Origin of the sequence: Rhodopseudomonas palustris HaA2 (assembly GCF_000013365.1) — a bacterium.
Classification (GTDB): domain Bacteria; phylum Pseudomonadota; class Alphaproteobacteria; order Rhizobiales; family Xanthobacteraceae; genus Rhodopseudomonas; species Rhodopseudomonas palustris_J.
This window is the reverse complement of the sequence record NC_007778.1, coordinates 3,076,334-3,095,772: the sequence shown is the minus strand read 5'-3', so window position 1 is coordinate 3,095,772 and position 19,439 is coordinate 3,076,334. Positions and strand designations below refer to the sequence as shown.

19 protein-coding genes are annotated in these 19,439 nt (G+C 66.6%); 8 read left to right on the top strand and 11 right to left on the bottom strand.

Annotated features, from left to right (window positions below; all coding sequences use genetic code 11):
* Positions 1-77: 77 nt before the first annotated feature.
* Positions 78-902, bottom strand: a complete 825-nt coding sequence (gene mazG / locus RPB_RS13660) for a nucleoside triphosphate pyrophosphohydrolase (RefSeq protein ID WP_011441597.1) — start codon at positions 900-902, stop codon at positions 78-80.
* A gap of 112 nt (positions 903-1,014) precedes the next feature.
* Between mazG and queC the strand changes: the two genes are divergently transcribed.
* Both queC and RPB_RS13650 read left to right on the top strand, forming a co-directional pair.
* Positions 1,015-1,731 carry a 7-cyano-7-deazaguanine synthase QueC gene (queC, locus tag RPB_RS13655; RefSeq protein WP_011441596.1) on the top strand — a complete coding sequence of 239 codons (717 nt, stop codon included), beginning with the start codon at positions 1,015-1,017 and terminating at the stop codon, positions 1,729-1,731.
* Positions 1,732-1,827: 96 nt separating this feature from the next.
* Positions 1,828-3,138 carry a serine hydrolase domain-containing protein gene (locus tag RPB_RS13650; protein WP_011441595.1) on the top strand — a complete coding sequence of 437 codons (1,311 nt, stop codon included), beginning with the start codon at positions 1,828-1,830 and terminating at the stop codon, positions 3,136-3,138.
* Here the strand turns inward: RPB_RS13650 and RPB_RS13645 are convergent.
* The 4 genes from RPB_RS13645 to nthA all read right to left on the bottom strand — a co-directional run bounded on the left by RPB_RS13645 (position 3,114) and on the right by nthA (position 6,145).
* Positions 3,114-4,256: a GNAT family N-acetyltransferase gene (locus tag RPB_RS13645; protein ID WP_011441594.1), complete on the bottom strand. Its 1,143-nt coding sequence runs from the start codon at positions 4,254-4,256 to the stop codon at positions 3,114-3,116. The two genes, RPB_RS13650 and RPB_RS13645, sit on opposite strands and share 25 nt — an antisense overlap.
* Positions 4,257-4,464: 208 nt before the next feature.
* On the bottom strand, positions 4,465-4,851 hold the full coding sequence (locus tag RPB_RS13640; protein WP_011441593.1) for a nitrile hydratase accessory protein: 387 nt from the start codon (positions 4,849-4,851) through the stop codon (positions 4,465-4,467).
* Complete coding sequence (gene nthB / locus RPB_RS13635) at positions 4,848-5,507, bottom strand: nitrile hydratase subunit beta (protein ID WP_011441592.1); 660 nt, start codon at positions 5,505-5,507, stop codon at positions 4,848-4,850. Before nthB ends, RPB_RS13640 begins: the two co-directional genes overlap by 4 nt.
* Positions 5,507-6,145: a nitrile hydratase subunit alpha gene (gene nthA, locus RPB_RS13630; protein ID WP_049824690.1), complete on the bottom strand. Its 639-nt coding sequence runs from the start codon at positions 6,143-6,145 to the stop codon at positions 5,507-5,509. The genes nthB and nthA overlap by 1 nt, the downstream gene beginning before the upstream one ends.
* An 89-nt stretch (positions 6,146-6,234) precedes the next feature.
* Here nthA and RPB_RS13625 point away from each other — a divergent pair, with 89 nt between their 5' ends.
* Positions 6,235-7,041, top strand: a complete 807-nt coding sequence (locus RPB_RS13625; protein ID WP_011441590.1) for an enoyl-CoA hydratase/isomerase family protein — start codon at positions 6,235-6,237, stop codon at positions 7,039-7,041.
* A 56-nt stretch (positions 7,042-7,097) separates the two neighbouring features.
* Positions 7,098-7,415, top strand: a complete 318-nt coding sequence (locus tag RPB_RS13620; RefSeq protein ID WP_041798247.1) for a YdhR family protein — start codon at positions 7,098-7,100, stop codon at positions 7,413-7,415.
* 15 nt (positions 7,416-7,430) lie between these two features.
* Here RPB_RS13620 and RPB_RS13615 read toward each other — a convergent pair whose 3' ends face one another.
* Positions 7,431-9,491, bottom strand: a complete 2,061-nt coding sequence (locus RPB_RS13615) for an ATP-dependent helicase (protein WP_011441588.1) — start codon at positions 9,489-9,491, stop codon at positions 7,431-7,433.
* A 297-nt stretch (positions 9,492-9,788) separates the two neighbouring features.
* Here RPB_RS13615 and RPB_RS13610 point away from each other — a divergent pair, with 297 nt between their 5' ends.
* On the top strand, positions 9,789-10,253 hold the full coding sequence (locus RPB_RS13610; RefSeq protein ID WP_245258223.1) for a collagen-like protein: 465 nt from the start codon (positions 9,789-9,791) through the stop codon (positions 10,251-10,253).
* Between the two features lie 129 nt (positions 10,254-10,382).
* Here the strand turns inward: RPB_RS13610 and RPB_RS13605 are convergent, their stop codons facing one another.
* From RPB_RS13605 to RPB_RS13585, 5 genes are all read right to left on the bottom strand, one after another.
* Entirely contained in the window at positions 10,383-11,297 is a 915-nt protein-coding gene (locus RPB_RS13605; RefSeq protein ID WP_011441586.1) for a siderophore-interacting protein, read from the bottom strand.
* Positions 11,298-11,299: 2 nt separating this feature from the next.
* Positions 11,300-12,121, bottom strand: a complete 822-nt coding sequence (locus RPB_RS13600) for an ABC transporter ATP-binding protein (protein ID WP_011441585.1) — start codon at positions 12,119-12,121, stop codon at positions 11,300-11,302.
* On the bottom strand, positions 12,118-13,176 hold the full coding sequence (locus RPB_RS13595) for a FecCD family ABC transporter permease (RefSeq protein ID WP_011441584.1): 1,059 nt from the start codon (positions 13,174-13,176) through the stop codon (positions 12,118-12,120). The genes RPB_RS13600 and RPB_RS13595 overlap by 4 nt, the downstream gene beginning before the upstream one ends.
* Positions 13,173-14,294 (bottom strand): ABC transporter substrate-binding protein, encoded by a 1,122-nt coding sequence (locus RPB_RS13590; RefSeq protein ID WP_245258222.1) that lies wholly within the window; start codon positions 14,292-14,294, stop codon positions 13,173-13,175. Before RPB_RS13590 ends, RPB_RS13595 begins: the two co-directional genes overlap by 4 nt.
* Before the next feature lie 104 nt (positions 14,295-14,398).
* Complete coding sequence (locus tag RPB_RS13585) at positions 14,399-16,495, bottom strand: TonB-dependent receptor (RefSeq protein ID WP_049824689.1); 2,097 nt, start codon at positions 16,493-16,495, stop codon at positions 14,399-14,401.
* Between the two features lie 128 nt (positions 16,496-16,623).
* Here RPB_RS13585 and RPB_RS13580 point away from each other — a divergent pair, with 128 nt between their 5' ends.
* From RPB_RS13580 to RPB_RS23820, 3 genes are all read left to right on the top strand, one after another.
* Positions 16,624-17,778, top strand: coding sequence for a helix-turn-helix transcriptional regulator (locus tag RPB_RS13580; RefSeq protein WP_245258221.1), 1,155 nt, complete (start codon positions 16,624-16,626; stop codon positions 17,776-17,778).
* Between the two features lie 169 nt (positions 17,779-17,947).
* Positions 17,948-18,655: a winged helix-turn-helix transcriptional regulator gene (locus RPB_RS25230; RefSeq protein ID WP_011441580.1), complete on the top strand. Its 708-nt coding sequence runs from the start codon at positions 17,948-17,950 to the stop codon at positions 18,653-18,655.
* The gene (locus tag RPB_RS23820; RefSeq protein ID WP_011441579.1) at positions 18,627-19,286 is read left to right on the top strand and encodes a hypothetical protein; all 660 of its coding nucleotides are present in this window, start codon (positions 18,627-18,629) and stop codon (positions 19,284-19,286) included. Before RPB_RS25230 ends, RPB_RS23820 begins: the two co-directional genes overlap by 29 nt.
* Positions 19,287-19,439 lie beyond the last annotated feature (153 nt).

Genomic DNA, 19,439 nt, shown 5'->3' with positions numbered 1-19,439 from the left:
TGACACGAGCTCAACAGATAGGATGCCGGTGCCCTCAAAGGAACCAGGGGCGGGTTTATCTTTGGGTTGCGGTGGGCTCAGCGCCCCGTCTCGGCGCGCTTGGCCTCGTCCCACAGAGCGTCCATTTCGGCCAGCGTGGCGGCGTCCGGCGACTTGCCCTGCGCCGCCAGCGCCCGCTCGATATGGCCGAAGCGGCGCTCGAATTTCGCATTGGTGCCGCGCAGGGCCATCTCCGGATCGGCGCCGGTGTGGCGGGCGAGGTTGACCAGCGCGAACATCAGGTCGCCGGTCTCCTCGGCGATATGGTCGCTGTCGCCGCTGTCGAGTGCGGCCTCGATCTCATCGGCTTCCTCGCGGATCTTCTTCAGCACCTCGCGCGGGTCGTTCCAGTCGAAGCCGACCTTGGCGGCCTTGCGCTGCAGTTCCATCGCCCGCGACAGCGCCGGCTGCCCGGGCTTGACGCCTGCCAGCACGGACGCCGGCAGCGCTTCGGTCTGGCCGCGGCGCGCGGCGCGCTCGGCCTTTTCCTCGGCCTTGATCCGGTCCCACACGCCCTCGACATGCGACGGCGCGATGTTGCCCTGCGCGTCGGCGAACACGTGCGGATGGCGGCGGATCATCTTGCGGGTCACCGCTTCGACCACGTCGCCGAACGCGAAGGCGCCGCGCTCTTCGGCGATGCGGGAATGAAACACCACCTGCAGCAGCAGGTCGCCGAGCTCGTCGCGCAGATCGTCGAGGTCGTTGCGGGCGATCGCTTCGGCGACCTCGAAGGCTTCCTCGATGGTGTAGGGCGCGATCGAGGCGAAATCCTGCTCCAGATCCCACGGGCAGCCGGTCTCGGGCGTGCGGAGCCGGGCCATGATCTCGATCAGGCGGGAGATGTCGCGGGAAGGGGTCATGGCACTGTCCGGGGCGTGAGGCGATCCGCTTCCTATGCCGCAAGAGGGCGCGGCGTCCCAGCGAAATTGCTTTGATTTGGCGGCGGCGGCGCGCGGTGCTAGAGCGACGCGCATGACCGAACCAGTTTCCGACCAGACCGCGCTGGTGCTATTCTCCGGCGGGCAGGATTCCGCCACCTGCCTCGCCTGGGCGCTGTCGCGCTTTGCGCGGGTCGAGATGATCGGCTTCGACTACGGCCAGCGCCACGCCGTCGAACTCGATTGCCGGGCAAAGCTGCTCGACGGGTTTCGCGCGATCAGCAGTGAATGGGCGTCGAAGCTCGGCGACAGCCACACGCTCGCGATCCCGACGCTCAGCGCGATCTCCGACACCGCGCTGACCCGCGACGTCGAAATCGCGATGGGGGCGGACGGCCTTCCGAACACCTTCGTGCCCGGCCGCAACCTGATCTTTCTGACGTTTGCGGCCGCGCTGGCCTATCGCCGCGGCATCGCCGACATCGTCGGCGGGATGTGCGAGACCGATTACTCCGGCTATCCGGATTGTCGCGACGATACCATCAAGGCGCTGCAAGGCGCGATCAGCCTCGGCATGGCGCGCGACTTCGAACTGCATACGCCGCTGATGTGGCGCGACAAGGCCGCGACCTGGCAGCTCGCGCATGATCTCGGCGGCGCGGCGCTGGTCGATCTGATCCGCGAGCACTCGCACACCTGCTATCTCGGCGAACGCGGCGAGCGGCACGATTGGGGCTATGGCTGCGGCGAATGTCCGGCCTGCGCGTTGCGCGCCAGGGGATGGCGGGAGTATCGGACGCGGACCGGATAGCACCCAAGCCGCTGTCATCCGGATCATCTCTGCGTATGATAGCTCTTCGCCGCACCGATCGCGATTGTCGGTCGACCCATTGAACCGGCGAGCGAGATGCCCGACACCCGACATGCCCCGCGCACAGCGATGCGCACCCGACGATGGACCCTGGCGCCGGCTGCTCTGACGCTGCTGTGGCTGTCGATCGCGCCGGCCGCCGCCGTGGATTGCGGGCCCGATGCGCCGTCGCCCGCCGCCGCGCGGTTCGCCGGCGTGACCGCGTTTTTCGACCAGGAGATCGCCACCGGCAGGCTGCCCGGCGCGGTGGTGCTGATCGCGCAGCGCGGCAAGCCGACCTATCTGCGCTGCTTCGGCGTGCGCGACGTGACGCGGCGCGACCCGATGACGCCGGACACGATGTTCGCGCTGCGTTCGATGACCAAGCCGATCACCAGCGTCGTGGCGATGATGCTGATCGACGACGGCAAGCTGTCGCTCGACGATCCGGTGTCGAAATTCATTCCGGCCTTCGCCGGGGTCCGGGTCGGCATCGAAACCGTGGATGCCGACGGCAAGCCGGTGCTCGAACGCGTCGCCCCGGACCGGCCGGTGACGATCGCGGACCTGTTGCGGCACACGTCCGGGATTACTTACGAATATATCGGCGGCGAGCTGATCCGGCAGGCCTACAACGACGCGAACATCTTCGCCGGCGCGTTCGACAATGCGGTGTTCGCCGAGCGGATCGCGCGGCTGCCGCTGGCGCGGCAACCCGGCACGCTGTGGCGCTACGGCCATTCCACCGACGTCCTCGGGCGGGTCATCGAGATCGTCACCGGGCGGACGCTGTATCAGGTCATGAAGCAACGCATCTTCGATCCGCTCGGGATGACCAGCACTAAATTCGTGCTCGACAGCGACGACGAGCGGGCGCGAATGGCCGAGCCGTTGCCGGACGACACGGTTCTGGTCGACTCCGAACGCCAACGCCGCGCCCATCCGGAATGGCAGTCGGGCGGCGGCGGCCTGGTCTCGACCGTCACCGACTATGCACGCTTCGCCCGGATGATCCTGGACGGCGGCGAACTCGACGGGCGGCGCTACCTCAGTCCCGCGGCGTTCAAGGCGATGACCACCGACCACATCGGCCCGGGCACGGGCGTCGAACGGGACTACTTCTATTTCCCCGGCGACGGCTTCGGTTTCGGCTACGGCTTCGCGGTGCGCACTGAACCCGGCGAAGCGAAGCCGCCGCCACCGGGCTCGATCGGCGAGTTGAAATGGGACGGTGGCAGCGGCACCTATTTCGGCGTCGATCCCAAACTCGGGGTGATCACCATCCTGATGCAGCAGACCGAGCGCCAGCGGGGGCGCGACGTGCCGGCGTTCAAGAAGCTGGTCTACGACGCGCTGGCGAGCGACTGAAGCAGCGAGCGCCGGCCGGCGAACGTCGTCCATGCCGACAGCGCCATCCGGCCCTTGATGCTCATCGGTCTTTCCAGCGTCGACAATTGCTCGGGCTCGCAGCCGAGCCGCTTCTTGTAGTCGTAGCCGCCGGCGCCGAGATCGAATTTGCGCACGCCGTTTTCGATCAGCCAGCGGATGATCTCGCTCGCCAGCACGATGCCGGGCGAGCAGCGGCTCCATTGCTCGCCGAGATGCGCGAGCCGCACCGTGGTGCAGGTTTGCTGATGCAGCAGGCTGTAGGCCAGCGCGACGATGCTGCCGCCGGATTCCAGCACCGACAGCATCGCGAAGCGGTGCGCGAGGCCGCCTTCGTAGACCTCGCGATAGAAATTCGAATAGGCCGGCTGGTCGAGCACGAAGCGCTTGCCGCGCGCCGCGATCCGCGCCCGCTGAAAATGGTCGAGCCGATCGAGCAGGCGGCTCGCCTCGGCGTCGTCGGTGATCATTCGAGTGTAGACGCCGCCGAGCGCGTCGAAGGCGCGGTGATGCTGGCGCAGCGCCTTGCGGAATTTGCGCGGGCGCGAGGCGAGGTAGTCGTCCCAACTGGCGGGCAGGGCCATCACGTTGCGCACCGAACCCGGCGACAGCCCGGGCAGCAATGCCAGCGGATTGACCTGGCCGCCGACCACGCGTGGCAGATTACACAGCCGGATCACATCGACCGGCGGCATCGCCGCGATCGCCGCCTCGAACGCTTCGGCGGCCGCGGCGGGCGTCGTCGGCGCCGCCGGGCCGAGCAGCGGAAAGCCGTAGTCGGACACGGACAGATCGGCGAATTCGACCAGCGTCACGCCGTAGAACCGCCGCAGCACCAAGGGCAGCAGCATCGCGATCCCGCCGCGCACGCTGTCGCGGACGGTGATCAGCAGCGGTTCGACATCGGCCGACGGCGCCAGCACCTGCAGCCAGGGCCTCAGCCAGTTCGCGGATTGAAACGGCGTCACCGACGCTTGCGGGCCGAGCGCGGCGGCGCGGGCGAGAAATCTGCCGACGTCGCGCGTGCATTCGGCGACGTACCGCTCCGTGCCTGCCGCCGCCCATCCGATGGATCGTTCACACGATTCGATCTGCAACATCGGATGTCAACTCGGCACGGCCACCGGATCGGAGGAAGCCCGATCCATGCAATACAATGGCGCGCGCGGCGACCTTTATCGTTGATCCGGTTCAGATTCGGGATGAATTTGCATCGACAGCGTTAACGAGACATCCGCCGAATGTGGGACCTGCACCGCAATCGGGTTCGACGCGCGCGGTGGTCGCGGGCATCGCGACCACCGGCTGTCACGGCGTTGCGGCAAAATCGTCCGGCTGCAACATGATCGGCCGGCCGTGCGGGGTGCGGTCGGCGGCGTGATCCCAGGCGTCGCGATAGCGCGCCTGCGTCGCAGCGCTGGCGACGCCCTTGTCGGCGATCAGCCGTTCCAGCGTCGCGAGCCAGTGCTGGTAGTAGGTGTGGCCATCGTCCGGATCGCCACGCTGCTGCGCGCGCGTGATCTCGTCGGCGAGTGCGGCCGCCCATTCCGGCCAGGTGAACAGGCCGCGCGCATGCAGCGTCACGGCAAGCGCGAAGGCGTGCGCTTCCCAGGGCTCGCGGAACACCGGGCCGTCATCGTCGCGCGGCAGGCCCGGCACGCTCCGCGCCGCGACCGCGGCGGCATCGGCCGTCATCGCACAGGCTCCAGATAGCTCTCCCAGGCGTCGACCGAGATCCGCAGCGACGGATCGCAATCGTCGCCCCACAATTCGCGGCCGTCGAAAGTGACGGTGTAGAGCCATTGTGGCTGTTCGCCGGCGCCCAGCGCGTGGCTGTCCGGAAAAATATGCGCGCCATGCACCAGCTCGACCACGCCGACATGGCCGCGGACATAGCGCGGCAGCCGCGTATGGGTGTGCGGGTGGATGTTCCTGGCGCGGACGCGGTCGCCGATCGCGAAATGAGCCGGCGCCGGCGCCGGACGTTCGGTCGGCGCGCCGCGCGCCAGCATCGGCGCGGCATCGTCCGCCGACAGTGCTGCGACGTCGCGGCGCGGATGCAGCGGCCGGGCGGCGGCGATCTCGTCGGACGTGACCAGTCCACGTTCCGCCATCAGCCGTTCGAGGCCGGCAAGCCAGATCTGGTAGTAGCTCTTCGACAGATAGTCCAAGGGCGATCGATTCTCGCGGGCGAACCGCGTCATGTCGAGATTCCAGCCGCCGGGCCGCGCCATCGCCAGCGTCAGCGCGAAGGCGCGGCGCTCCCATGCGGCGTGAAACAGCGGCTCGTTCGCCTCCGGCACCACCGGGCCGAAACCATCCATGCCGCCCATGTCGTGCGCGCCATCCATCACGAATTCTCCGCCGGTGGCTGTGCCACGCCGGTGCCGATCATGCTGTCGCGGGTGACCAGATCGGCCAGTTGGTCTTCGGTGAAGCCTTCGGTGCCGTCGGGCCGCATCGGAATCACCAGATAGCGGATCTCCGCGGTCGAATCCCACACCCGGATCGCCGTATCGTCGGGCAGGGTCACGCCGAAATCGGCCAGCACCGCGCGCGGCTCCTTCACCGCGCGCGAGCGATACGGCGCGGATTTGTACCAGACCGGCGGCAGGCCGAGCACCGGCCACGGATAGCAGGAGCACAGCGTGCACACGACCATATTGTGCGTCGCGGGCGTGTTCTCGACGGCGACGATATGCTCGCCCTGGCGGCCGGTGTAGCCGAGTTCGGCGATCGCCGCGGTCGCGTCTTGCAGCAGCCGCGCGCGGTAGGCGGGGTCGGTCCAGGCCTTCGCCACGACGCGCGCGCCGTTGCGCGGCCCGACCTTGGTTTCATAGGTCTCGATCAGGATGTCGAGCGCGGCCGGGTCGACATAGCCCTTCTCGGTCAGGATGGTTTCGAGCGCGCGCACGCGCAGTTCCGTCTCCGATAGCTCGGAGTGGTCGTGATCATGATCGTGCGAATGGCCGTGCTGATGTTCGCTCATGCGACGCAACATAGATTAGAAAATGTTGCGCTGTCGAGCCGGGAAGCTGCTAGCCTTCGGACAACCAAGAATGCAGTTCGGGAGGCATCGTGGGGCAGTTCGTGACAATCGAGCGGGGGCTCGGGCCGGAGGGCCGTGTCGCCGTGGTGCGGTTCGACCGCGGCGACGGCATCAACGCGCTGTCGCCGGACGCGATGCGGCAATTGACCGACGCCGCGCGCAGCTTTGAAGACGATGGCGCCACCTCGGTGGTGGTACTTGCGGGCAACGCTATGGCATTCAGCGCCGGCTTCGATCTCAAGGACCCGGAAGGACGGGGCCGCGCCGGGATGGATCTCGGCGCATTGCGCCGGCACCTCAAGCTCGGCCCGCGGCTGACGCGCGCCTGGCAGGAGATGGAACAGATCACCATCGGCGCGATCGACGGCTTCTGCATCGGCGGCGGCGTCGCGCTGGCGGTGGCGCTGGATTTCCGGGTGATGGCGCGCGACGCGCATATGCGCGTGCCGGAAATCGGCCTCGGCATGAACATGAGCTGGCAGAGCGTGCCGCGGATGCTGCATCTGATCGGCCCGGCGCGCACCAAGCAGGCGGTGATCCTCGCCGACGACCGGATCGGTGCCGACGACGCCTACGAATGGGGCCTGGTCGAGCATCTGGCCGAGCCGGGGCAGGCGTTCACCGCAGCGATGGCGCTGGCCGACAAGGTCGCGGCGCAGCCGCCGATGTCGGTGGCGATGACCAAGCTCACCGTCAACCGGCTGGCGCACGCGCTGGACGATCTCGCCAGCCACATGGACCTCGACCAGTTCGCACTCGCGGGCATGAGCGAGGACCACCGGGAAGGCGTCGCCGCATTTTTGCATCGCCGCAAGCCCACTTTTCGCGGAAAGTGAGCAGCGTCGGCGCGGCTGCCGCGTTATCATGCGTTCAAACCAATCGGGAGGTGTCGATGATCACGACCATCGTGCAGTTCGCGCTGTCGGAGCCGATCAGCCTGGACGAGGCGGCCAAGCGCTTTCGCAGCAGCGCGCCGAAATATCACAAGATGCCGGGGCTGATCCGTAAGTACTACATCCGTTCCGAAGACGGCAGCACCGCCGGCGGCGTGTATCTGTGGGAGTCGCGCGAAGCCGCCGAAAAGGTCTATGCCGGCGAATGGCGGGCGCGCGTCGCGCAACTCTACGGCGCCGAGCCGGTGATTTCCTGGTTCGACAGTCCGGTGATCGTCGACAACGCGCTGGGCGGCGCGGTCACTGTGGCGGCGTGAGCGCCGCCGCCTGATTCATCGCCACATCCCGCGCATCCGCGCGCCGATGTCGATTGGCGGCGCCTGTCGCGTCGGATAGCCGGGCGAGGCCGCGACCCGCGGCCAGCTCACGCGCTCGAACAGGTTCAGCAGCCGATCGGGAATGAACCGGCTGCGCGCCGCATAGACGTGGCGGTCGCCCATCACGTTCTGGCCGTGGGTGAAGAAGCGTTGCGGCACCACCAGATGCAGATCGTCCTTGGCCCGCGTCATCGCCACATAGAGCAGGCGGCGCTCCTCCTCGATCTCGGCCGAAGTGCCGGTGCCGAGATCGGACGGCATGCAGCCGTCGACGACGTTGAGCACGAACACCGACTTCCATTCCTGACCCTTGGCGGAATGGATCGTCGACAGGATCAGATAGTCCTCGTCGCGCATCGGCACGCCGGCCTGATCGGACGTCGCGTCCGGCGGGTCGAGCGTCAGCTCGGTGAGGAAACGCTCGCGCGACGGATAGCCGGACGCGATCTGCGCCAGTTGCACCAGATCGGCGCGCCGCGTCGCCGCATCGTCGTGGATGCGATCGAGATGCGGTTCGTACCACAGCCGCGCGCGTTCGATCTCGGCCGGCCAGCCGCCGGCGCGGCCGTCGCGCAGCTCGCCGACCGCGTCGACGAAGTCGCGCCAATCGGGCGCGCGCGGCGGCGCGGGCAGGGCGGCGAGGGCTTTCAGCGGATCGGCAGCGGCGGTGATCGCGTCCAGCGTCTTCTGCGCCGACGCCGGGCCGATTCCCTGCATCAGCAGCAGCACGCGAAAGCCGGCGACGCGGTCGCGCGGGTTCTGCACGAAGCGCAGCAGCGCCAGCATGTCCTTGACGTGGGCGGCGTCGAGGAACTTCAGGCCGCCGAATTTGACGAACGGAATGTTGCGCCGCGTCAGCTCGAGTTCGAGCGGCGCCGAATGCGACGAGGTGCGGAACAGCACTGCCTGCTGCTTCAGAATGGTGCCGCTCTCGCGATGCTCGAGCACGCGCTCGGTGATGTAGCGCGCCTGATCGGCCTCGTCGCGGACCGCGACGAGCTGCGGCGGCGATCCGCTCGCGCGGTCGGTCCACAAATTCTTGGTGAAGCGCTCGGCGGCGAGATCGATTACGCCGTTGGCGGCGCCGAGGATGGCCTGCGTCGAGCGATAATTGCGGTCGAGCGTGACGATCCGGGCAGGCGGGCTGAACGCCTTCGGGAAATCGAGAATGTTGCGCACGGTGGCGGCGCGGAAGGAATAGATCGATTGCGCGTCGTCGCCGACCACGGTCAGGCCGCCGCCATCCGGCTTCAGTCCGAGCAGCACCTGCGCCTGCAGCGCGTTGGTGTCTTGATATTCGTCGACCAGCACATGGTCGAACCGGCCGCCGATCTCGGCGGCGAGCGAAGGCTCGGTCATGGTCTGCGCCCAGTACAGCAGCAGATCATCGTAATCGAGCACGTTGTGGCGCTGCTTCGCCTCGACATAGCCGGCGAACAGCTGCTTCAGCTCGGCGGACCAGCCGGCGCACCACGGATAATTGGCGCCGAGCACGACATCGAGAGATTGGCCGGCATTGACGCAGCGCGAGTAGATCGACAGGCAGGTCGCCTTGGTGGGAAACCGGCTTTCGGTCCTGGAGAAGCCGAGGTCGTGGCGGACCAGATTCATCAGGTCGGCGGAATCCTCGCGGTCGTGGATCGTGAACGCCGGATCGAGCCCGATGCGCTCGGCATGTTCGCGCAGCAGCCGCGCGCCGATGCCGTGAAACGTCCCGGCCCAGCTCAGCGCGCCGCCACGCGCTGCACCATCGCCCATCACCCGGCGGGCGATACGCTCGACCCGGCGCGTCATTTCGGCGGCGGCTCTCCGCGAAAACGTCATCAGCAGGATGCGGTGCGGATCGGCGCCGTTGACGACGAGATGCGCGACGCGGTGCGCCAGCGTGTTGGTCTTGCCCGAGCCGGCGCCGGCAATTACCAGCAGCGGCGGGCAGGAACTCTGGCCCACGCCGTGCTCGACGGCGCAACGCTGCTCCGGATTGAGGCCGTCGAGATAGGTTGCGGGCAGAGACACGAATCAGCGCCTGTCGGGATGAAGCCGCGACGGTCCCTGATTCCTGCTTTGTTCGCAACGCCGATCGCGACCCGGCATCGCTGTTTGCCGCATCATCCACGGAACTCCGGCCTGTATCGAAAATGTCGCGCAGGGACGGCTATGCTGGCGCGTGCGTTCGGCTATCCTCGATAGCGGCGGTCGCGGATGAGCCGCGCCGGCCTGGCAACGCAGTTGGCGCTATGCGCCGGTCGAACACGCATGGGGGTACGCTTGATGGCAAGACGATCCATTCTCGTTGGGACCGCGATTCTGGTCATGACTTCGGGCACGGCGATGGCGCTCGAACTCGACACGCTGTCGATCACCAGCGGCCAATTGGTGATCACCGGCAAGACCAGCAAACCCAATCAGGAGGTCGAAGTCGTCGCGACCGGCGACAAGGTCAAGAGTTCGTCGTCGCGGCGCTTCCGGTTCTCGCTGTCGTATTTGCCGGAGACCTGCAAGCTCGACCTGAAGTCGGGCACCGAAACGCTGAAGGACCGGCTGGTCGCCAATTGCGGCCAGCGTGGTCCCAAGGGCGAACCGGGCGCCGCCGGCGCGATGGGACCGGCCGGACCGGCTGGCCCCGCCGGTCCCGCAGGCCCCGCCGGACCGAAGGGCGACACGGGCGCGGCCGGTCCGGCCGGTCCCGCGGGTGCTGCCGGCCCGAAGGGGGATGCCGGTCCCGCCGGCGCCGCCGGACCGAAGGGCGAGCCGGGCGAGGCGGCTCCCAAGAACTGACACGACGATACGCCGCGCGGCTGATGTGACCGCGCATGAATGCCCGCCGGCGACCATGCAATGTGGCGCCGGCGGCGTCTTGTGGCGCGATCCCCCGCGCTGCGTCGGTCGGGCGGGCCGGCCCCCGCGTCAGCCGGGAGGGCCGCCGTGATCATGCTCCTCATGATCGTGATCGTGATCATGAGGCTCGCCGTGATGCTGCTCCTTCAGCATCGCGAAATATTCCGCGTCGCGATCGTTGTGGAAGGCGTCGGCGTAGGCGGGCTCGCTCATGCCGCGCCGCCAGTAGCCGATCGCCAGCACCTGCCGCGCGCCGAAGCCGCGCTCCTTGCGGACATGGGCGCGAAGTTTGCGGACGGTGGCGGATTCACAGCCGATCCAGACGAAGCCGTTCTCCGGAGACGGCCAGTCCATGCCGAGCACCGCATCCGCCAGCAGCGTCGATTCACCGGCCGAGGTGCCGTCGAGATGCAGCCAGGTCAGCTCGATATCGGCGCGGCAGGCGATCGGCTGCTGGTCGGACGCATCCGGCACCTCGATGAAGGCGCGGCCTTTCGCGGTCGGCGGCAATTGCTCCATGATCCGCGCGATCGCCGGCAGCGCAGTGTGGTCGCCGACCAGCAGATACCAGTCGGCTGCTGCGACGGTGAGGCCGGCCGGAATGCCGACGCCGAGCAGATCGCCGGGCTTGGCGTGGGCCGCCCAGCGTGACGCCACGCCGAGGCCATGCATGACGAAATCGACGTCGATCTCGCCACGCACCGGATCGTAACGCCGCAGGCTGTAGGTGCGCAGCGCCGGGCACTTGTCGGGCGCCGGCCAGATCGGCTTGCCGCGCTCGCCGGCCATCGGCCATTCCGGCTCAACGCCGGGCGGCGGCACCAGCAGCTTGATGTTGGGACCGTCGCTGTAGCCCGCGAGTTCTTCGCCGCCGAGCGTCACGCGCCGCATCCGCGGCGTCAGCAATTCGGTCCGAATGACCTCGAGCACCCGGACATCCCGGAAACGCCGAGGGGCCGCCCTGGTGGCGGTCGCAATCGTCATGGTCACGCACTCCTCTTCCGCGGCCGGGACTGCCCCGGCGACGGCAACACGTCGTCGATGATGATGTGGGGCCGTCCTTCCGGCCCCGGCTCGATCCGCGCCATCACGCCGTAGACGTCGGCGATGATGTCGACGCTCAAGGCTTCGGCCGGCGTTCCGGCCGCCGCGCAGCCGCCGTGGTCGAGCACGACGACGCAATCGGCCCACCGCCCCGCCAGATTCAGATCGTGCAGCACCACGATGACGAGGTGGCCTTCCGCCGCCAGCCGGCGCAACGTGCGCATCACCACGATCTGGTGGCGGAGGTCGAGTGCGCTGGTCGGTTCGTCGAGCAGCAGCACCTTCGGATCGCGGACCAATGCCTGCGCCAGGCTCACGAGCTGGCGCTGGCCGCCGGAGAGCTGGTCGAGCGATTCGAGCCCGAGCGCCGCGATGCCGAGGCGGTCCAGCGCCGCCGCGGCGCGTTGCGCCGCGTGCGCGCCGGGCAGTGGATCCGCCGTCGCCGAGGCGCGTAGCGCCACGATCACCGACTCGATCACGCTCAGCGCCACGCCTTGCGGCAAGGATTGCGGCGTGAACGCCATCACCTTGGCGCGCTCGCGCGCCGACAGCGACGACAGATCCCGGTCGGCGAGGGCGACGACACCGGTCGACGGCAGCAGCCCGGCCAATGCCATCAGCAGGGTCGATTTGCCGGCCGCATTCGGACCGACGAAGGCGATCAACTTGCCCGCCGGCAGCGGCGGCAGCGAGAGATCGCGGATCACCGGCCGGCGCGGATAGCCGGTCGACAGCCCGCGGATCAGAAGCTCGGGCTGGTTCATCCGCGGTCCTTCCGGATCAGGATCAACGCCAGAAAGAACGGCACGCCGATCAGCGAGGTGACCAGACCGATCGGCAGCACGATGCCGGGGATCACCAGCTTCGAAGCGCACGACGCCAGCGACATCACCACCGCGCCGGCGCAGGCGCTGGCCGGCAGAAAGAAACGATGATCCTCGCCGACCAGCAGCCGCGCGATATGCGGCCCGACCAGTCCGATGAAGGCGATGGTGCCGACAAACGCTACGGCGGCGCCGGTGAGTGCGCTCACCCGCAGCAGCGCGAACAGTTTCAGGTTACGGACATTGACGCCGAAGCTCGAGGCGCGCTCCTGTCCGAGCCGCAGCGCGGTGAGCTGCCACGACGACGCCATCGCCAGCGGAAACACCAGCAACAGCACGACCGCCAGGATCGCGACGCTCTCCATGTTGGCGCGGGTGACGCTGCCCAGCGTCCAGAACACCAATTGCTGCAGAGCCTGTTCGGTGGCGATGAATTGCATGATCGCGACCAGCGCATTGAAGGTGAAGAACAGCGCGATGCCGAACAGCACATGGGTCTGCCCGTCGGTGCCGCGCAGCCGGCCGAGCAACTGGATGAGCAACGCCGAGCCGAACGCGAACACGAACGCATTGGTGGAAATGATGCCGATGCGGGGGACGCCCGGAATGCCGATGCCGAGCACGATTGCGACCGCCGCGCCGAACGTCGCCGCCGACGACATGCCGAGCGTGAACGGGCTGGCCAGCGGGTTGGCGAGAATAGTCTGCAGCTCCGCGCCGGCGACCGCCAGCGCCGCGCCGACCAGCGCCGCCATCAGCGCCTGCGGCAACCGGATCTCCCAGACGATCACCGCCGATGACCGGCTGAGGCTCGACGGATCGAACAGCCCGCGCAGCAGATCCATCGTCGTGAGCGCCGACGGCCCGGTGCCGATGTCGAGCTGCAGCGCCAGCGCGGCCGCGATCAGCAGCCCAATCACGATCGCCGCGCGCCGTCGGGTCTGCCGCAGATGTCCGGCGACGGCGGATCGGGCGACGGCGGTGAGATCGGTCATCGGCTGCGCGCTCCGACATCGTCGACGCTGACCCAGAACGTGCCCTGCATCGGCACCGGCAAAAAGCGCTCGTTGAGTTCGCGCAGGCTGGCGTCGGGATCGACGTCGGCGAACAGCTCCGGATGAAACCATTTCGCCATCGCTTCGACCGCCAGCACGTTCAGCGGCATGTTGTTGAACAGATGCCAGATGCCGTGAACCCGGCCGTTGCGGACCGCGCTCAGGCCGGCAAGGCCGGGCTTGCTCACCACCGAGGCGAGCAAACGCCGCGACCGCGCGGCGTCGACGCCCGGTCCCATCACCAATCCGCCCAACGCCTCCAGATGCATGCCCCCGGTGCCGACATAGACGTCGGGATTGCGGGAGATGACGTATTCGCGGCTGAGATGCCCGACCGGCCGCTTCAGCACATCGGTCGCGATATTGTGGCCGCCGGCGACATCGACGAAAGCGCCGATGGTGGCCCGTCCCGGCGAATTGCAGCAATCCTGATGGCCGGCATGGGCATGCATCAGCACATTCGGCAGCGCCGGCTTGGCGGCTGCCAGACGGTTGGTGATGCGGTCCATATGCGACTGATAGAACCCGATGAACTCCTCGGCGCGCGCCTCCCGGCCGAGCAATTGTCCGAGCAACCGGATGCTGGGAACGGTGTTTCGCAGCGGTTGCTCGACAAAATCGATGAACACCACCGGCACACCGGCCGACTCCAGTTTGCGGACGACGTCGTCGGAGCGCTGCGACGGACCGAAGCCTCCGCTCAGGATTGCGACCTCGGGGGCCGCGGCGAGCGCCTGTTCAACGGAGAACGTATCCGGACTGCCGGTGCTCACCAGCGGAACCCGGCCGAGGCCGGGAAACTTCGCCAGATATTGCTGATACAGCACCTTGTCCTGCCGCCGCATATCGCCCGACCACGCCGCCAGCAGCGATTCCGGATCCGGATGCAGCAAGGCGAGCGCGAGGAACTGACGACCTTCGCCGAGCAGGATCCGTTTCACTGGAGTCACCAGCGTGACTTCGCGTCCGGCCACGTCGCGAACGGTGACGGTCGTCTCGGCCGCGACCGGACCGGCGGCGCCCAGCAGCCCCCACACGAGGGCGGCCACGATCGCCATCGTCGATCTCATGCCGATGCCCCGCGCTGGAACGGAGCGCGGCTCGGGAACCAGCGCCGACCGCGTCGCCGCGCCGGCACCCGACGGTGTCGGCGTCGCGCCGGTCAAAACGTCCCCCGCAGGCCGATGCCGAACATTCGGGGCGCAGTCATGCTGGCCTCGGTGCCGCCGATGCCGCGGTTCTCCTGCATATAGGTCGGAGCGCGCTCGTCGAAGACGTTCTTGACGTAGCCGTAGACCTGCGCGAGCTGGTGAAACTGATAGCTGACGCGCACATCGGCGATGGTATAGGGATCAATCGAGTATTTTACGGTGTTCGCGACGTCGGAATAGTATCTGTCGAGATGGCGCACCTCGCCGGACACGTTGAGCTTGTCGGTCGCGTCCCAGCTGGCGCCGAAACTGAGCATGTAGCCAGGCGATTTCGCGAATTCATTGCCCTCGTAGCTGACGTTGCTGGAGATCTGGTCGATCTTGGTCTGCAGCACGCCGGCTCCCGCCTTGAGCGTCAGGCCTTGCAGCACCCGATAGTCGATGCCGACCTCCAGGCCGTAGGCGTGCGCCTTCTCCGCGTTGATGACGTAGGTCTGCGCGACCCCGGTCGAGATGACGACCGGGATGTTGTACTGGGCGTTCTTGAAATCCATGTAGAACACGTTGCTGTTCAACGTGAGCGTGTCGTTCAGCAGGTTCGCGCGCGTGAACAGCTCGTAGTTCCACAGCGACTCGTCCTCGAACGACATCCATTGCCGGGAGTTGAGGTTGAGCGAGACGCCGCCGGGATTGTAGCCGCGGCTGACCAGCGCGCCGACGGTCCAGCCCGGCGTCAGCGCATAAGCGAGCGACATTTTCGGCAACAATACCGTGAAGGTGTTGTCGTAGTCGACAGGGCCGGGGGCGTAGACCGAAACGCCGAGACGCTGGATATGATCGTGCTGGGTGCGCAAGCCGCCGTTCAACGTCCAGCGATCCGTCAGCTTGTAGGTCAGTTCACCGAACACGCCGAGATTGCTCTTGCGATCGTCGAAGGTGGAAAGCCCGCTGAGATAAAGCACTTCGTCGGTCTTGGTGTAGCCGTAATAGACGCCGGCAAGTCCGCTGAGGACGGTGCTCTGGTCGCCGAAGGTGACGCGCGTCTCGTTCGAAACATTGCGCTGTTCGATGTCGGCATTGCCGTTCGAGGCGACGGGAGCAACGCGGTGAACCGACGAGTTGGTGTATTGCGTCTGATTGAACAGCTTGAAGCCGTTGTAGAAGTCGTATTTGAGATCGAAGATTCCGGTGTCGGTGGTCTGATTCCAGGTCGGCATCGTCGTCGTGACGTGCTGCAGGTTCTCGTAGGGCGCGGACGCCGCTTCCTGGCCCGGCCGGTTGCTGGCATTGTGCGCGTAAGTGAGCTTCGCCTCCAGGCCGGAGATCTCCGTCGGCAGCCACAGCAGCTTGAACCGCGCGTTGAGCGCCCGGAAGTCCTGGTCCGTTTGCCCCTTCTGGAAATTCGGACTGACGTAGTCGATGAAGGTGTCACGGGCGGAGTAGTCGATGGCGAGGCGCGCAGCCAACTGGTTTTCCACCAACGGCCCCGACACCATCACCGAAGTACGCCGCGTGTTGTAGCTGCCGATCTCCGCCTGATAGGCGCCTTCCGGCTTGAAGGTCGGATCCTTGGTATTGACGATGATGGCGCCGGCGATGGCGTTGGCGCCCTGCGACGTGGTCTGCGGCCCGCGGAAGACCTCGACGCTCTTCACGTCCCAGACGGAGGTGGCGCCGAAATAGTACTCGCTGTAGTTGAGATAGTGCCCGTCGAGATTGATGGTCGCGCGCGGAACGGTGCCACCCCAGAACGAATACTGGCCGGTGAGGGGACCCTGCGTATCCTGGCCGCGGATCACCGGTGCGCTGACCGTGTCGGTGTAGACCACGTTGGGCACCCCGGCGACCACTTCGCTGACCGTGGCGTCGCCGGTCTTTTCCTTTTCGATGTCCTTGCCGGTGATCACCGAAACCGACGACGCCGTGTTCTTCTGGTCGCGCTCGATCTTCTCGCCGGTGACCGTGATGACATCGAGCGAGATCGCGCGCTCGGCCGTGGGCGAGGCGGTGGCGGTCTGTCCGAATGCGGGCGTCGCGGCGACCACCGACAGAATCGTGAGCGCGCTCGCGCCGCCCATTCCGACCGCCGCAGCCCATCCGCCGGCCATCGAGAGCGCGTGCCGGCTCGCGGTTGTCCGATCTTGCATCACTTATTCCCCGCCGTTCGTGAAACCGAAGTCTCATCTCAGTTACGGCAGCCGCCGGGTCGCAGCCAGAGCGATAGCTTTGCGCCGACGTGAATCTTCTCTGCCGAAACTTAAAAGCGTTCCAGAACATCGCGGACGACGGTGATCGGCGGCAATCTAGAGCGGTTGTAGCATCGACCTGCTCGTTCGCGGCAACAAGCGTGGTACTCTCGCGACTTCAAGCGCTGTCACTTCGGGATTTCCAAATGCTTCCGGAACGACTGTCGAAAGTCGTCTGCGCCGACGATCTCGAGCGTTTCGCCGGCGCATCCGGCAGCGAGTTGCGGCTCGTCACACCCGGCGTCGGCGGGCGCGATCCGATCCTCGTCGGCGAATTCCAGCGCGTTCAGTTGCGCTCCGGGCTGGCGCTGCACACCTCGAACACCCGCGAAGTCCATGATCTCCACACCGAGGCCGTGCAGCATCCAGGCCTGACGATCGCGCTGTTTCTGAGAGGACACATCGACGCCTGGTTCGGCGGGCGCCTGATCGAGATGGGGCCGCGGACCGAGGACGCGCGCGATATCGAAGCCATCGTGGTCGCGCGCTCCGAGTCCGACAGCTTCGTCCGACGATCGGTGAAGGGCGCCCGGATCCGCAAGCTCAACGTCACGATCACGCCGGAATGGCTCGACCAGCAGGCCCTGCTGAGTTCACCCGAATGCGCGGCGATCCTGCGCTTCTCCCGCACACATCTGGCCACCTTGCGCTGGACGGCGTCGCCGCGTCTGATCACGCTCGCCGAACAGATCCTCGGCCCGCCGCTGTTCGCCGCGCCGCTGCAGAAGCTGTACTACGAGTCGCGCGCGATCGACGTGGTGTCGGAGGCACTGCTGGCGATCTCGGATGCGCCGGCACAATCTGGAAGCGCGACGATCCATCCGACTCATCACCGCAGCGTGCGGCGCGCCTGTGACTTCATCGACGCCAATCTCGATCACGAACTGATGCTGCCGTCGATCGCGGCGGCCGCGGGCCTCAATTCCGGCAGCCTGCAGCGCGCCTTTCGCCTGCTGTACGGCGTGACCGTCTTCGAATACGTCCGCAGCCGGAAACTCGACCGCGCCAGGGCGGCGCTCGAACGCGACGGCATCTCCGTGGGCGAGGCCGCCTACCTCGCCGGATACAAGACACCCGGCAATTTTTCCACGGCGTTCCGCCGCCGCTTCGGCGTCACGCCCCGGCAAATCCGCGCGACGTCCTGAACGCGCGGATCGCCGGCGGGGACGCTGACCAGGGCAGGCGGGTTGTTCGAGGCCCGGCCCCGCGCCGCGCCGCCGTTCGTCGGATCAAGCGACCAAGCCAAAGGCCGTCCCGCCAGGTCGGCTATGACTTTCCATTTGACCTATACCATATCTTTTGTAAGTATACAGAATGCAAGTCGATACTCCGTCCATTTCGGCGCGCGATTGCGGGCTCGACACCACTTTTCAGGTCCTCCGCGGGAAGTGGAAACCGTTCATTCTGCATGTCCTTCTGCGCGGCCCCAAGCGGTTCGGTGAATTGAAAAGGGCTGTGCGTCACGCAAGCGAAAAGGTGCTGACCCAGCAGTTGAGAGAATTGGAGGCGGACGGCCTCGTGAAGCGCACGGACTACAAGGAAGTCCCGCCGCGGGTCGACTACGCGCTCAGTCCCATCGGCGAAACCCTCGCTCATGCGCTGGAGCCTCTTCGCAAATGGGGCGACGACAACGCCAGATTATTCGACGGCGTGGTCACCAAGCGTCCGCGGCGCGACAATGCCGATTCCACGTCGAAGCCGGCATTCGACAATCTCACGACGGCGGTGACCACGATCAACACGCCCATGCCGTTCCGCATCGATGAAAAGACTTTGATCGCCTGCCTGAAAGGCGAAGTGTCCGACCCGAGATGGCGGGTCTATGTGCAGGCTCTGTTCGACGAGGTGGATGTGTCCGTGATCCACAAGCTCGTGCTCGATCGATTGGTGACGTTCAACGACTTGTCGAAGGCGATTGATATCTGGCGGGTGAGGGAGTCCGAGAATGAAAGATGGGTCAGGGAAATGGCTTCCTTCGAAGTGGCAAGACCTGATGCAGAAAGCCCTGGTCGCGCTCGATAGCCTGCCCGGCGCACCAGCCATATGGACGTTCGGCGGCGGTACGGCGTTGGCGCAAATCCTGGATCACCGCATCAGCTACGACGTGGATATCTTTCTCGATTCCAGCACCGCGTTGAAGAATCTGGCCCCGAACGTGAACCCCGTGACCAAATCGCTGTGCGACACCTGGAATTGGCCTGGCAAGTATCTCAAACTCATCCTTCGTAACGTCGGTGAGATCGATTTCTTGAATGCGCCGTCCTACATCGATCGGCCGACCTACGAACTTCGTTTTGGAGAGCGTATCATCTCTGCCGAGAGAGTGGCCGAGACCGCGACCAAGAAACTGAAGTACCGCGCCTCACAGTACACGCCGCGGGATGCATTTGATTTGGCCGCCATCTATCTGCATGACCGGGAGGCCTTACGCGAGGTTGCGCAATGTCCCGCAATCTCGGACGCCGAGGTGGCCGCGGCACTCAACCGAATGAATCTGGTGAAAGACGACTATCAGGCCGAAATGCGCAACGTGATCAACCCCACGGCTCGTGGCGAGGAATTCATCGACCGGACTTGCGAGATCGCGCTTGAAGCGCTCGTGGAGTTGAGAACGTTGATTCCGCAAAACGAAACCGGCCATGGGCCACGCTAGGCGACTCTGAACCGACCTCGGTGGCGCCCCGAGATCGCAAGTGCTGCGGTACCCCAAGGGCGAGCGGGCAAGGCCGCCGCCTGACAGGCATGGCGCTGCCCAACGTACCGCGCCATCCACCAGCGCCGGCTGCCGCTTCCGCGGGAGCCGGCG